The sequence below is a fragment of the Nonomuraea turcica genome, from assembly GCF_030718205.1.
Taxonomy (GTDB): domain Bacteria; phylum Actinomycetota; class Actinomycetes; order Streptosporangiales; family Streptosporangiaceae; genus Nonomuraea.
In genome coordinates this window covers 55,734-68,205 of the sequence record NZ_JAUZQF010000002.1, presented here as the reverse complement: position 1 = coordinate 68,205, position 12,472 = coordinate 55,734, and the positions used below count along the sequence as shown (strand labels likewise).

Annotated in this window: 15 protein-coding genes; 8 read left to right on the top strand and 7 right to left on the bottom strand. The window is 72.2% G+C overall.

The window, feature by feature from the left end; all coding sequences use genetic code 11:
* The first annotated feature begins 126 nt into the window (after window positions 1-126).
* Window positions 127-1,764 (top strand): tetratricopeptide repeat protein, encoded by a 1,638-nt coding sequence (locus Q9G87_RS06070; RefSeq protein ID WP_305915198.1) that lies wholly within the window; start codon window positions 127-129, stop codon window positions 1,762-1,764.
* A gap of 68 nt (window positions 1,765-1,832) precedes the next feature.
* Window positions 1,833-2,285 carry a hypothetical protein gene (locus Q9G87_RS06065; protein ID WP_305915197.1) on the top strand — a complete coding sequence of 151 codons (453 nt, stop codon included), beginning with the start codon at window positions 1,833-1,835 and terminating at the stop codon, window positions 2,283-2,285.
* Between the two features lie 18 nt (window positions 2,286-2,303).
* Here the strand turns inward: Q9G87_RS06065 and Q9G87_RS60575 are convergent, their stop codons facing one another.
* Window positions 2,304-4,040, bottom strand: a complete 1,737-nt coding sequence (locus Q9G87_RS60575; RefSeq protein ID WP_371825739.1) for an NmrA family NAD(P)-binding protein — start codon at window positions 4,038-4,040, stop codon at window positions 2,304-2,306.
* An 86-nt stretch (window positions 4,041-4,126) separates the two neighbouring features.
* Here Q9G87_RS60575 and Q9G87_RS06050 point away from each other — a divergent pair, with 86 nt between their 5' ends.
* Genes Q9G87_RS06050 through Q9G87_RS06040 form a run of 3 tightly spaced genes read left to right on the top strand, consistent with a single transcriptional unit; the run spans window position 4,127 to window position 6,283 of the window.
* Window positions 4,127-4,753: a TetR/AcrR family transcriptional regulator gene (locus tag Q9G87_RS06050; RefSeq protein ID WP_305915196.1), complete on the top strand. Its 627-nt coding sequence runs from the start codon at window positions 4,127-4,129 to the stop codon at window positions 4,751-4,753.
* A 16-nt stretch (window positions 4,754-4,769) separates the two neighbouring features.
* Entirely contained in the window at window positions 4,770-5,540 is a 771-nt protein-coding gene (locus tag Q9G87_RS06045; protein WP_305915195.1) for a hypothetical protein, read from the top strand.
* A complete protein-coding gene (locus Q9G87_RS06040; protein ID WP_305915194.1) occupies window positions 5,540-6,283 on the top strand; it encodes an MBL fold metallo-hydrolase in 744 nt (247 codons plus the stop codon). The genes Q9G87_RS06045 and Q9G87_RS06040 overlap by 1 nt, the downstream gene beginning before the upstream one ends.
* On the opposite strand, the gene Q9G87_RS06035 is transcribed toward Q9G87_RS06040, so the two are convergent.
* On the bottom strand, window positions 6,264-6,707 hold the full coding sequence (locus Q9G87_RS06035) for an NUDIX hydrolase (RefSeq protein WP_305915193.1): 444 nt from the start codon (window positions 6,705-6,707) through the stop codon (window positions 6,264-6,266). The genes Q9G87_RS06040 and Q9G87_RS06035 overlap by 20 nt on opposite strands.
* On the bottom strand, window positions 6,700-7,062 hold the full coding sequence (locus Q9G87_RS06030; protein ID WP_305915192.1) for an ArsR/SmtB family transcription factor: 363 nt from the start codon (window positions 7,060-7,062) through the stop codon (window positions 6,700-6,702). The genes Q9G87_RS06035 and Q9G87_RS06030 overlap by 8 nt, the downstream gene beginning before the upstream one ends.
* Before the next feature lie 33 nt (window positions 7,063-7,095).
* On the opposite strand from Q9G87_RS06030, the gene Q9G87_RS06025 reads away from it, so the two are divergent.
* Window positions 7,096-7,977, top strand: coding sequence for an LLM class F420-dependent oxidoreductase (locus tag Q9G87_RS06025; protein ID WP_305915191.1), 882 nt, complete (start codon window positions 7,096-7,098; stop codon window positions 7,975-7,977).
* 33 nt (window positions 7,978-8,010) lie between these two features.
* The gene (locus tag Q9G87_RS06020) at window positions 8,011-8,976 is read left to right on the top strand and encodes an SDR family NAD(P)-dependent oxidoreductase (protein ID WP_305915190.1); all 966 of its coding nucleotides are present in this window, start codon (window positions 8,011-8,013) and stop codon (window positions 8,974-8,976) included.
* Between the two features lie 9 nt (window positions 8,977-8,985).
* On the opposite strand, the gene Q9G87_RS06015 is transcribed toward Q9G87_RS06020, so the two are convergent.
* Together Q9G87_RS06015 and Q9G87_RS06010 are read right to left on the bottom strand one after the other, a co-directional pair.
* Complete coding sequence (locus Q9G87_RS06015) at window positions 8,986-9,618, bottom strand: DUF47 domain-containing protein (protein ID WP_305915189.1); 633 nt, start codon at window positions 9,616-9,618, stop codon at window positions 8,986-8,988.
* Window positions 9,619-9,643: 25 nt separating this feature from the next.
* Window positions 9,644-10,591 (bottom strand): inorganic phosphate transporter, encoded by a 948-nt coding sequence (locus Q9G87_RS06010; protein WP_305915188.1) that lies wholly within the window; start codon window positions 10,589-10,591, stop codon window positions 9,644-9,646.
* 259 nt (window positions 10,592-10,850) lie between these two features.
* On the opposite strand from Q9G87_RS06010, the gene purU reads away from it, so the two are divergent.
* Entirely contained in the window at window positions 10,851-11,705 is an 855-nt protein-coding gene (purU, locus tag Q9G87_RS06005) for a formyltetrahydrofolate deformylase (protein ID WP_371825738.1), read from the top strand.
* Here purU and Q9G87_RS06000 read toward each other — a convergent pair.
* Complete coding sequence (locus tag Q9G87_RS06000) at window positions 11,702-12,121, bottom strand: cupin domain-containing protein (protein WP_305915186.1); 420 nt, start codon at window positions 12,119-12,121, stop codon at window positions 11,702-11,704. The genes purU and Q9G87_RS06000 overlap by 4 nt on opposite strands.
* Window positions 12,118-12,468, bottom strand: coding sequence for a VOC family protein (locus Q9G87_RS05995; protein ID WP_305915185.1), 351 nt, complete (start codon window positions 12,466-12,468; stop codon window positions 12,118-12,120). Before Q9G87_RS05995 ends, Q9G87_RS06000 begins: the two co-directional genes overlap by 4 nt.
* Between the last annotated feature and the right edge of the window lie 4 nt (window positions 12,469-12,472).

Below are 12,472 nucleotides of genomic sequence, written 5' to 3'. Positions count from 1 at the left end.
CCGCAAGCCTGGAACCGCGAGGCTCGCAGGGATCTCCAGCGTCATTCACAAGGGGTGACTGAGGCGAGCTCCCATCTCAGGGTCCAGGGCGAACCACCTTCCAGTTGGGGGGCCGCGCGGCTGCTGATGCCACCGATAGACGGGCATCGGCGGGCGCGCGGCCCTTACACCGTCGCCGCGGCCCTGTTGCGCCGCCTGGTGCCGCAGGTCCTGGAACGATCCGCCGATCTGGTGCGGGCCCATGACATCGAGATCCTCGCGGCGGCCCCCGAGCTGGCAGATCTGGTCCCTGCCGGGCGGGTCACGATCGATGCGGGACTGGCCGACGACGAGCGCATCCTCGTGCCGGCGCCCCGCCGTACGCTGCGGCTGGCCAACGGAATCACGGAGTTCGTCCGCGACGCCGTGTCCCCGGGGCGTGCGCTGGCCGTGTGCAACGTGGCCGAGGCCGACCCGACCGACGTGGAGCTGCTCGACGTCATGGTGCGGCGGATCACACCGGCCACGCTGGCGATCATGCTGTACTCGGACGGACCCGAGCCCGCCCCCGACACTCGCGGCGCCGACGAGCTGTGGGCGACGGTGGATCGCTCCATGCGGGAGGGCTATCTGCACGCCGTCGTCGAGCTGGGGGAGCGCGGCATGGCCGGCACGGAGCCGGGCGGGGCGCGGTGGTGGGCCTTCGCCCAGCGCACCGCGACCGCGCTCGGCGGGCTCGGACGCACGGCGGAGGCTCTTGCGGTGTGGGACCGGGTGCGCGCGGTCAGCCAGGATCCGGCGATGCACGCCGCCAGCGCGTACGGCACCGCCATGCTCGACGCCCGCCACCCCGACCCCGCGCAGCGCGACCTGGCCAGGGCCAGACGCTGGATCAACGAGGCGATCGCCATCTCCACCATCCTGCCCGACCCCGCCGAGCGTGCCTTCAAGCTCGGCTTCGATCGCAACGGGCTGGCCCTGATCGAGCTGCGGCTCGGGCGCCTCGGCTCCGCCTTGTCGCTGGTCGAGTCGGCCATCGAGCTGGCCCGTGAGCTGGGGGAGCGGCATCCGCTGCACCGGATGGTGCTGCTGGCCAACCGGGCCCAGCTGCTGGCCGCGCTGGGGCACACCAAGGAGGCGCTGGAGGACTACGCGGCCGCGATCGCCATCGACCCCGCCTTCCCCGATTACTACCTGGAACGCGGGAACCTGCTGTTCAAACTCGGGCAGCACGAGGAGGCCCTGGCGGACTACGAGCGGGCCATGCGCGCCGGGCCGCCGCTGCCCGAGGCCTACTACAACCGGGCCGAGCTGCGCATCATGCGCGGCGACACCGGCGGCGCGCTGGCCGACCTCGGCCGGGTGATCGAGCTGGACCCCGACTACCTGGACGCCTACATCAACCGGGCCGGGCTGCTGGCCGCCGTGGGACGGGACGAGGAGGCCATGGCCGACGTCACGGCCGGGCTCGCCCTGGTGCCGGGTAACCCGCACCTGCTCACGGTCCTGGGTCAGCTGGAGACGACGTCCGGCCGGCTCGCCGAGGCCAGGGCGGCGCTGGACCTGGCCGTGGAGGGCGCGCCCACGCTGGCGGCGGCCTGGGGGAACCGGGGAGTGCTGCGGTACACGGCCGGGGATCTGGAGGGCGCGGTCGAGGACCTGAGCCGGGCCATCGAGTTGCAGCCGCAGCCGGATCTCTACCTCAACCGGGCCATCGCCCTGCGCGCGCTGGGCCGCGACGCCGACGCCGACGCCGACGAGCGCCGGGCGAGCCTGTTCTCCTGACCGTGCCTGTGGCTACCTGGCCGCACAGGGCAGAGTGCCGGGCTTCGGCTGGTGGGAGTATTGGTGGCATGACGGGGCGGATGGGGCGGGCGTGTGCGGTGTGCGCGGCCCTGGGGATGCTGTGGTGGGCGACCGTCCGCCTGGCCTGGGCGGGCGTGGGCTGCGAGGACTGGGGGTGCCTGGTCCCGGCCGTGGGGGTGGTCGTGACGATCTCGCTCGCCCTGCTCGCCGGGGCCGCGCTGGTGCTGGAGCGGGTGGACGTACGGCCCGGGCGGCGGGTGGCGCTGGTGGCGGCCGGCGCGCTGGTGGCGTTCAGGCTGGCCGGAGAGACGCTGCCGTCGTGGACGTCCCAGGTGGCGGACGCCGTCGCCGCCGGGGCGGCGTTCGCGGGCGCGGGGGCCGTGGCGGCGTTCGTGACGGAGGCGGGGGTGGCCAGGCGCTGGAAGGTGGCGGCGGCCGTGGCGCTGGTGGCCCTGGGACCGGTCGCGCTCGCCGTGTCGCTGGCGAGGTCCGGTCTCTGAGGCGCCGGGGAACGCCGGTCAGAGGCGGCTCCGGAGGAATGACTCGAACGTGGTGAGGCCCGGGTGCTCCTTCCTGAGAGCCTCGAGGTCGGCCTGGTAGCCGCTCTCCTGGAACCATTCGTACATCCGCTCCCCGCCGGCCGGTTGCGGCGCGAAGCGGGTGGCCACGCCGGTGACCCGCTCGTACATCTCGGCGATCTCGTCCCCGGTGGGGGCGTCGCCGGCGAGCTCCAGCCGCCTGCCCACGTAATCGGCCGGGTGGTCGAACGCCTCGGCCGCGAAGTACGCGATGTCCTCGGGTGCGATCATCTGCATGCGCTGCCCGGGGAGGAACGGCAGTTCGATCACCCGCTCGCCGTCCGGCGCGTCGGCGTAGTAGAGCAGGTTCGTCATGAAGAAGGTCGGGCGCAGAATCGTGGCGGGCACGCCGGCCGCCGCGATGTGCTGTTCGATGGCGAATTTGCTCGCGAAGTGAGCGATCCCGGTGTCGCGTTCGGCGCCGCCGACCGAGCTGTAGACCAGGTGTGCCACGTGGAGCTCCTTGGCGGCGTCGGCGATCGTCGTGCCCTGGCGGACCTCTCTGGCCAGCTCTTCCTCCGTCCACGCGAACGCCTGCATGCTGAAGACGCCGTGGACGCCTGCCATGGCCGTGCGTACGGAGTCCGCGTCGTTCAGGTCCCCTTGGACCGGTGAGACGCCGGCGGGGAGGCGGGCGGAGTCCGGGTCGCGGACCAGGGCGCGGACCGACCAGCCCCGGGCGAGCAGCTCACGGGCAACCGCCCCGCCCTGGTTGCCGGTCGCGCCGGTGACCAGGATGGTCCGCGCCCGTGCGGGCAGCAGCAGGGTCTTGCCGGTGACCGCGCGCGATTCGATGGCCGCGTGGGCCTCGGCGGCGGACTCCAGGGGGAGCACGGCGCCGATCGTGGGACGCAGGCGACCGGCCACGGCCTCCGCCAGCGCTGCCCTCGACAGCTCGCGCAGGTCTGTCTGAGGCCAGGGGACAGCCGTCACGCGGGGGTCGGGGGTGGTCATGGGGCCGCCGGCCATGCCGTACACGCTGAGCCTGCCCCCGTCCTTCAGCAACCCCTGGGCCGCGGCGCCGATCTCGCCGCCCACGCCGTCGAAGACGACGTCCAGGCCGCCGGTCGCGGCGCGCACCACGTGGGTCCAGCCCGGGTCGGTGTAGTCGACGGTCAGCTCGGCGCCCAGGCTCGCGGCCAGGTCTCGCTTGCCCGCGCTGCTGGCCGCGCCGATCACGCACGCTCCGGCGGCGCGGGCCAGCTGCACCAGCAGGCTGCCTACGCCGCCGCCCGCCGCCTCCACCAGCACCCACTCGCCGGGCTGGGGCGCGGCGGCCCTGGACAGGCCCACGGCGGTACGCCCGTCGGCCAGCAGCGCCACCGCGGTCTCCAGCGACAAGCCATCGGGCACCGGGATCAAGTCGCCGGCGCTCGCCACCGCCAGCTCCGCGTAACCCCCGGAGCCGCCCAGCGTGCTGACCACCCGCGTGCCGACCAGCGACGCTTCCACGCCCTCGCCCACCGCCAGCACCGTGCCCGCGATCCCGTTGCCCAGGATCGCGGGCAGCTCGGCCCGCCGCGGCCCCCGGTCGGCGCGCACCTGCGTCTCCACGAACGTGACACCCGCCACCGAGACCTCCACCAGCACCTGCCCGGGCCCGGCGACGGGATCCGGCACCTCCTCGGCGACCAGCGCATCCGGCCCGCCGTACTGCCTCAAGACCACCGCACGCATGACATACCTCCACAGTTATTCGGAGCGATCCGCTCCGAAATCTATATCGGAGCGGATCGCTCCGCAACCGGGCTATCCTGGGCGGCATGGCGACACGCGGCAGGCAGGCCGAGGCGGCGCGCAACGATCTGCGGCTGCTGCAGGCGGCGCACGAGGTGTTCACCACGCAGGGGTTCGACGCACCGGTGTCGGCCATCGCCAAGCGGGCCGGCGTGGGCATGGGCAGCCTCTACCGCCGCTACCGGACCAAGGAGGAGCTGCTCCAGCGCCTGTGCCTGATCGCCATGGAACGCGTCGTCGAGGCCGCCGAAGCCGCGCTCGCGGAGGAGAGCCCGTGGGCCGGCCTGGAGCTCTATGTACGCACCTGCGTGGGCCTCAGGTCCGGCGCGCTCGCGCCCGTCGCGGGCACCATCGAGGTCACCGACGAGATGTGGCGGACCTCGCGGAAGGCCACGGAGCTGGCCGACCGGCTGATCAGCCGGGCGCGCGAGGCCGGCGTGCTCAGGGACGACGTGACCATGCTCGACGTCTCGCTGCTCATCGAGCAGTTCAGCCGCCCGGCCCCCGGGCCGCCCAGCGAGCAGCACCAGCAGGTCAAGCAGCGGTTGCTGGCCATCGCGCTCGACGGCCTGCGCGCGCCGGGGCGGACGGAGCTACCCGGCGACCCACCGAGCCTGGAGTGGTACGAAGGCCGTTGGGGACGGCACCCGTAGGTCTACGGTTGGGTACGTGGCGTTCAACGAGCTGCTCGACGACCTTGATCACAGCGCCGGCGTCCAGGCCGCCGGCATCAGGCGCGGCTACGGCGGGCCGCCCGCCCGCACGGTCGGCGTCAGATCCGGCCTGGCGCGGCTGCGCTGCGCCTCGCTGCTCAAGCCTCTGTACGCGTGGGTGAGCGCGGACCACATCCCCGACGCCGACCGGTGGCGCCGCCACGCCGAGCCCGCCGTCGTCGTGTCGTCCAACGCCGACACGCTCAACCTCTGGCTCGCCGTCGGGCCCGGCGTCATCCTCGACGGCATCCGCCGGCGCACCGGCGTCGCCTGGTCGCCGCCCAACGGCGACCCATCGCGGTTCGGCTCCGTCGAGGTGGCCGCCGACGAGGTCGCCACCGCCTACGCGGCGTTCGCCCAGTCCGCCGTCGCGGGCGATCCGGTGGCGGCGACCGTCCTGGGGTGGATGCGGCAGGTCGGCGCGGAGCAGGCGTTCGGCGTGCGGGACGCGCTCGGGGCGGCCGACGCCGGGATCAAGTGCGGCTGGTTCGGCGCGCCCGACGAGACCTGCCTGCGTACGCATGCCGTCGCCGTCCTGCCGAAGGGCGGCACCCGGGTCACCGTGATCGTCGGTATGACCGCGCTGCCCTACACTGACGCACGCGAGCGCGAGATCTACCGCGAGCGCGTGGCCAAGGGGCTGTCCGTGGAGCACACGCACGAAAAGCTCGCGGGCACGCTGTTGCGCGAGCTGATGGCGACCACCCTGGCCGAGCTGGGGGGTTGATGAGATTCACCGTGCTGGGCGGGTGTGGCGCCTGGCCCGCGGCCGGTCAGGCGTGCAGCGGGTATGTGCTGGAGCACGACGGCTTTCGCGTCCTCATCGATCCCGGCTACGCCGTGCTGCCGCGGCTGCTGGAGCGGATGAGGGCCGACGAGGTGGACGCGGTGCTGGTCACCCATGGTCATCCGGACCACTGCGCCGACCTCAACCCGCTGCTGCGCGCCCGTGCCCTGGCCGATGCGCCGGCGGCGAGGCTGCCGGTCCACGCCCCGCCGGGCGCGCTGGACGCCGTGCTCGCGCTGGACAACCGCCGCATGCTGGCGGGGAGTTTCTCCTTACAGGAGCTCCGTCCCGGCACGCCGGTCGAGATCGGGCCCTTCCGCCTGGACGTCTTCGACCTGCCGCATCACGTGCCCAACGCGGGGCTGCGGCTGAGCGGCGGCGGGCGGGTGATCGCGTACACGGGGGACACCGGGCCGTCGGCCGAGTTGCTCTCCCTGGCCAAGAATGCCGACCTGCTGGTGGCGGAGGCGACCTACCCGCAACGGGTGCCCGACGAGGACGCGCCTTTCCTGTCCAGCGCGCTGGACGCGGGGCGTACCGCGTCATCGGCCGGAGCGGCGCGGTTGCTGCTCACCCACCTGTGGCCGGACACTCCGGCGGAGCCCGCGCTCGCGGCGGCAGGCCGCTCCTACTCCGGCCCGCTGTCGGTCGCCTCCGGCGGCCTCACCCTCGATCTCGGGTGAGTCGGTCGATGACCTTCGCCAGCTCCGGCGGGTCGACCGCCTCGGGCAGCTCCTCGGCCCACGCGTAGCCCAGGTATGCCTGGCGCTCCTCCTCCGTGAGCTCTCCTGGATCGACCGCCGGGCGGGGTGTGCCGAACCTGGCCAGGTAGAAGGGCTCGGTCTTGACGTAACGGACGCCCAGCCAGGTGAAATCCCGCTCGACCTGGACGCAGTGGTCCAGGACGGCCTCGCCGGGCAGCCCGGTCTCCTCGGCCAGCTCCCGCCTGGCCGCCTCCAGCGGGGTCTCGCCGGGGTCGATCCCGCCGCCCGGCGGCTCCCAGACGTCGCTGCGGCTGACGCGGTCGTACCAGTGCATCAGCAGCACCCTGCCGTCCCGGTCCAGGCAGACGACGCGCGCTGCGGGGCGGTCGCTCGGGTCACTCATCGGGAACCTGCTCCTCGCTCAGAACCAGCGCCAGCAGCCCGGGGAACCGCTCCTCGAACTCCGCCCTCCTCAGGCGATTGAGGCGGCGGCTGCCCTCGTCACGCTGCTCCAGCAGGCCGACGTTGCGCAGCACGGCGAAGTGGTGACTGAGCGTGGACTTGGCGACCGGCAGGTGGGTGAACGTGCCGCAGGGACGGGTCCAGTCGGGCACGCCGGCCAGCTCGCGGACGATGCTGCGGCGTACGGGGTCGCCGAGGGCGTCGAGGGCGGCCTGGAGGGAGACCTCGAGGGGGGAAGTGTGCGTGAGGGCGCGTGCCCTGTTCGACGTCGGTCGAACACTCGTGTAGTGTTCCATCTCGATCGAACATCCTATGCGAGGGGAGCGACCGTGGACATCGGCCGCGTCGGAGTCTGGCATCCCATGATCGGCAAGGCCCCCGCCGAGGAGGCCCGGCGGGCGGCGGCCCGGATCGAGGAGCTGGGTTACGGCACCCTCTGGGTCAACGAAGGCTGGGGCAGCAAGGAGCCGTTCACGGTGGCGGCCATCGTGCTGGCCGCCACCGAGCGCATCGTCGTCGGCACCGGCATCGCCAACCTCTGGGCCCGCGACGCCATGACCATGACGGCGGCGGGTGTCGCGCTGGCCGACGGCTACCCGGGCCGTTTCCTGCTGGGCATCGGCGTCAGCCACGCCCCTCTGGTGGGACGGCGCGGGCACGATTACGGCAAGCCGCTGAGCACGATGCGGGCCTACCTCGAGGCCATGGACGAGGCCGCGCAGAGCCTGCCTGAGGCGGGCGCGCCGAGGATCCTGGCCGCGCTGCGCCCGAAGATGCTGGAGCTGTCCCGGGACCGGGCGGCCGGCGCCCACTCCTACTTCGTGCCGCCGGAGCACACCGCCCAGGCCCGCCGCATCCTCGGCCCCGACCGCCTCCTGATCCCCGAGCAGGCGGTCGTCCTGGAGTCCGACCCGGCCCGCGCCCGCGAGATCGCCCGCACCCACATGGCCTACTACCTGACCCTGCCCAACTACCTCAACAACCTGCGCACGCTGGGCTTCACGGACGCCGACTTCGCCGACGGGGGCAGCGACCGCCTGGCAGACGCCATCGTGGCCTGGGGCGATGCGGACGCCGTCGTCAAGCGGATCCGCGCCCACCTGGACGCCGGCGCCGACCACGTCGCCATCCAGCCCTTGTCGCCCGACGCCCCGGACCTCGCCGACGCTCTCACCCAGCTCGCTCACCTCGCCCCTGCCCTGCCGGGTTGACCTGGAGCGCGCTCCACTTCGTAGCGTGGGGACATGACAACGCCACAACACAAGATCGGGTCGGGCTTCGGAGCCAGGAGCACCGCGGACGACGTGCTCCAGGGGATCGATCTGTCCGGGAAGCTGGCGATCGTCACCGGCGGCTACTCCGGCCTGGGGCTGGAGACCACGCGTGCGCTCGCCCGGGCCGGCGCCCGCGTCGTCGTTCCCGCCCGCCGTCCCGACACCGCTCAGGAGGCGGTCGGGGGCATCGACGGGGTCGAGGTGGACGAGCTCGACCTCGCTGACCTGGAGAGCGTACGGCGGTTCGCGGAGCGTTTCCTCGCCACCGGTCGCAGCGCCGAGTTCGTCATCGCCAACGCGGGCATCATGGCCTGCCCTGAGACGCGGGTCGGTCCTGGCTGGGAGGCGCAGTTCGCGACCAACCACCTCGGGCACCACGCACTCGTCAACCGCCTGTGGCCGGCCATCGCCCGCGGCCAGGGCCGGGTCGTGACCGTCTCGTCCGGTGGTCACCGCCATTCGGGCATCCGGTGGGACGACGTGCAGTTCGAGCGGGGGTATGACAAGTGGCTGGCATACGGGCAGGCGAAGACCGCCAACATCCTGTTCGCCGTGCAGCTCGACGCGCTCGGGCGGGACGCGGGGGTGCGGGCGTTCTCGCTGCATCCCGGTGCCATTCTCACACCGCTGCAGCGGCACCTGCCCAAGGAGGAGATGGTGGCGGCCGGGTGGATCGATGAGGCGGGCAACGCGCTGGACCCCAGTTTCAAGACGCCCGAGCAGGGCGCGGCGACCCAAGTATGGGCGGCCACCTCGCCACAGCTGGCCGGCATGGGCGGCGTCTACTGCGAGGACTGCGAGATCGCGGAGGTGACCATCGAAGACAACCCTGGGCGGGGAGTGCGCCCCTACGCGATCGACCCGGATGAGGCGGCACGTTTGTGGCGGCTCTCGGCCGGCCTGACCGGCGTCGACGCCTTCGCCCCAATCCGCTGACCACGGGGTTCACCGCTTCATCGCTCCGTCCGCGATCGCGTCGGCCGCGTCGCCGATGGCCATGCCGACGATCTCCAGACGGCGCACCAGCTCCCGCTCCTTCATGACGTCCGCCGTCAGCTCCCCAGAGAAGATCCGCGAGATCTCGTACTGGTACATCCGCCGGATGGCCCCGCCCGCCTTCTTCGCCTCCAGCGCGTCGGCCGCCACCCCGGAGGGCCGGGCGGCCAGGCCGCGGACGGCGCTCTCGAGCGCGTCGATGCCGACGATGACCTGGTCGAGCAGGGGAGAGAAGCGGATCTGGTCGGGCACCTGGTAGAGGTGGGACTCGCGGACGAAGTCCCGCAGCGAGTCGAGCACGTCGTCGATCGACCGGGACAGCCGGAACAGGTCCTCCGGATCGATGGGGGTGACGAGAGCGGTCTTGAGCTCGTCGATGAGGCGGGCACGCTCCTCGTCGCCGAGGTGCTCGATCGAGCGCATCTGCTCGTGCGCCCCCGTACGGCCCACCTCGCCGCCGATCATCGCCATGGCCAGCCACGCTCCCTCCTTGGTGGCATTGAGCTGCCCGAGCAGGGCCTCGGTGACCGCGCTGTCCATGCGGCCGGCCATGAGATCCCTGATCCGCCGGAGCCGCTTCATCGCCTGCCTGCCTTCCCGTACGCGTTCACCCCTGCGTCATCCCCTTCACCACGAAGGCCCCCACCCCGCCCAGCAGCGCGCTCGCCGGGAGGGTCAGCATCCAGGCCGTACCGATCTTGACGGCGGCGTACCAGCGGACCCGTCCGCCGCCCTGGGCGATGCCCGCGCCGACGAGTCCTCCGGCGACCGCCTGCGTCATGCTCACCGGCATGCCGACGGCCGCGCAGCCGATCACCGCGACGCCTGCCGCCAGCTCCGCGGCGACCCCGTGCGTGGGCCGGAAGACGATGATCTCGCGGCTGAGCGTGCGTCCGGCCTTGGGCAGCCCGTACAGGGTGCCGAGCGCGAACAGGGCGGCCACCAGCGACGTGTACGCGATCGGCGCGCCCGGGAAGCCCAGTGCGATCATGAACACGGCGAGCATCTTCTGGCCGTCGTTTGCCGCGTACGCGAGGGTCTGGAGCAGGAACCCCGCCCGATGCCAGCCCCCCAGCCCCCGCGCCGTGGCCACCGCCACCAGCACCCGGATGAGCACCCAGGCCAGCAGCCCGCCGACGGCGGGCGCCGCCAGGCCGAACGCCAGCACCAGCGCCACCCACCCCGGCGAGACCGGCAGCCCCCAGCCGAGCCCGGCCCCGGTGAGGCCGCCCACGATGGCCAGCGTGAGGCTGGTCGGGCGGCCCTTCGCGCTGAGCACCGCCGCCACGGCCAGGGCCGCGATCACCGCGATCGTCGTCGCGATCTTGCCGCCGGGCTCCTGGAAGCTCGCCAGCCTGGTCACGAAGGTCCGCGCCACCTGGTGCGTGACCAGCGGCACGACCGCCACCATCACCACCAGGGCGAGGATGCCGGTGGCAGGGCGCACGGTGGGCAGCTTGAGCCCGGTGGCGAGAAGGGCGCCCCCGTCGTTGACCCCGGACACGACCGCGAACAAGCCCGCGACCACGATCAGAACGGCGGCTTCCAAAAGCATGCGCTCCTTTCCCGCCCGCCCGGTTGTGGCAAGGCGCGCCAAAACTCCCGGCGAGTGTCCGTAATGCCCGACTACTACCCAAGATCCGGGAGATCAGCGCCATCGCCGGGGACACTGCGTCGCGCCCGGTACGCTCGATCGTGCCGCCACTGCCGGTGCTCAACGGGGGAGGCGGCGGACGGACGGGCCGGGCGACCGGTAATCTGCCCAGATCAGCCGCAAGGCACCCGACGATCCCATGTCCGCGAGAGTGAACGAAGTGACCAGCCCAGCCGAATACATCCTGACGCTGTCCTGTCCCGACCGGCCCGGTGTGGTGGCCGCCGTCTCCGGCCTGCTGGCTCGGCACGGATGCAACATCATCGAGAGCCAGCAGTTCGGCGACAGGGTCGCGCAGCGCTTCTTCATGCGCGTGCAGTTCGCCGGGCCGCTGGGTGAGGACGAGCTCAACGCGGCCTTCGCGGCGCTGGCGCCCGACTTCGCCATGGAGTTCACGGTGCGCGGCGTGGCGAGGAAGCCGCGGGTGCTGATCATGGTCAGCAAGTTCGACCACTGCCTCAACGACCTGCTCTACAGGGTCAAGGCCAAGACTCTCGACATCGACATCGTGGCCGTCGTGTCCAACCATCCCGACCTGCGGCCGCTCACGCAGTCGTACGGCATTGACTACCACCACCTGCCGATCACCGCGGGGACCAAGCTCAAGCAGGAGGCCGAGGTGCTGGCGCTGGTCGAGCACTATCAGGTGGACCTGGTGGTGCTGGCCCGCTACATGCAGGTGCTCTCGCAGGACCTATGCGAGAAGCTGGCCGGGCGGGCGATCAACATCCATCACTCGTTCCTGCCGTCGTTCAAGGGCGCCAAGCCTTACCACCAGGCCTACGACCGCGGCGTCAAGCTGATCGGCGCCACCGCTCACTACGTGACCTCCGACCTGGACGAGGGGCCGATCATCGAGCAGGAAGTGGCCAGGGTCAACCACAGCCACTCGCCCGAGGACCTGGCCGCGATCGGGCGGGACGTGGAGTGCGTGACCCTGGCCAGGGCGGTCAAGTGGCACACCGAGCAGCGGGTGCTGCTCGACGGCCACAAGACCATCGTCTTCCCGCGCTAACCCCTCTCCGCCCACAGGTCCGGCAGGTACTCGCATCCGTGCCGTTCGAAGAGCTCCCGCAGCCGTTCCCCCGAGCGGTCCGGCACCGAGTGGACCTCCTCGATCAGCCGCACCGTCCCCGGCGACATCACCACCAGGTATCGGGCCGGCGAGCGCGACGGGTTCCAGAACGTGTGGGGCACCCCCGCGGGCCCCACCACCGCCGCTCCCGCTTCGGCCTCCACCTCGTCGTCGCCCAGCCGGAACCTCAGTGTGCCCTCCAGCACGTACCAGATCTCGTCATCGCGTAAATGCCGGTGCGGCGGGGCGATGTATCCGGGGGTCGAGCCGGGGTCGCTCCACTCCGCGACCAGGAACGACCCCTCCATCCGCCCGGCCGTCTGCCCGAGCAACGCCTCCGCTTTGAGCAGGCTCATGGCCGGTACGTTCCGAACCACCAGCTGTTGCCGTGCGGGTCCGTGCAGCCGTACTCGCGCGACCCGTACGGCTGGTCGACCAGCTCCATGGTGATCGAGGCCCCCGCCGCCTTGGCACGGTCATGGTGGGCATCGACGTCGGCGACCGCGACGTAGATGCCGGGCCCGCCGGGCCGCCCTTCGCCGATCATGATCAGGTCGTTGCCGACGAGCAACTCGGCGTGGTTGACCTTGCCTTCGTCGTTCTTGGACGCTTCGTGCACCCGGAACCCGAACGCGCTGGTCAGGAAGTCGATCGCGGCCTGGCAGTCCTCGTAACGGGCTAGTGCGTAAACGGTTCGCTCCATGACG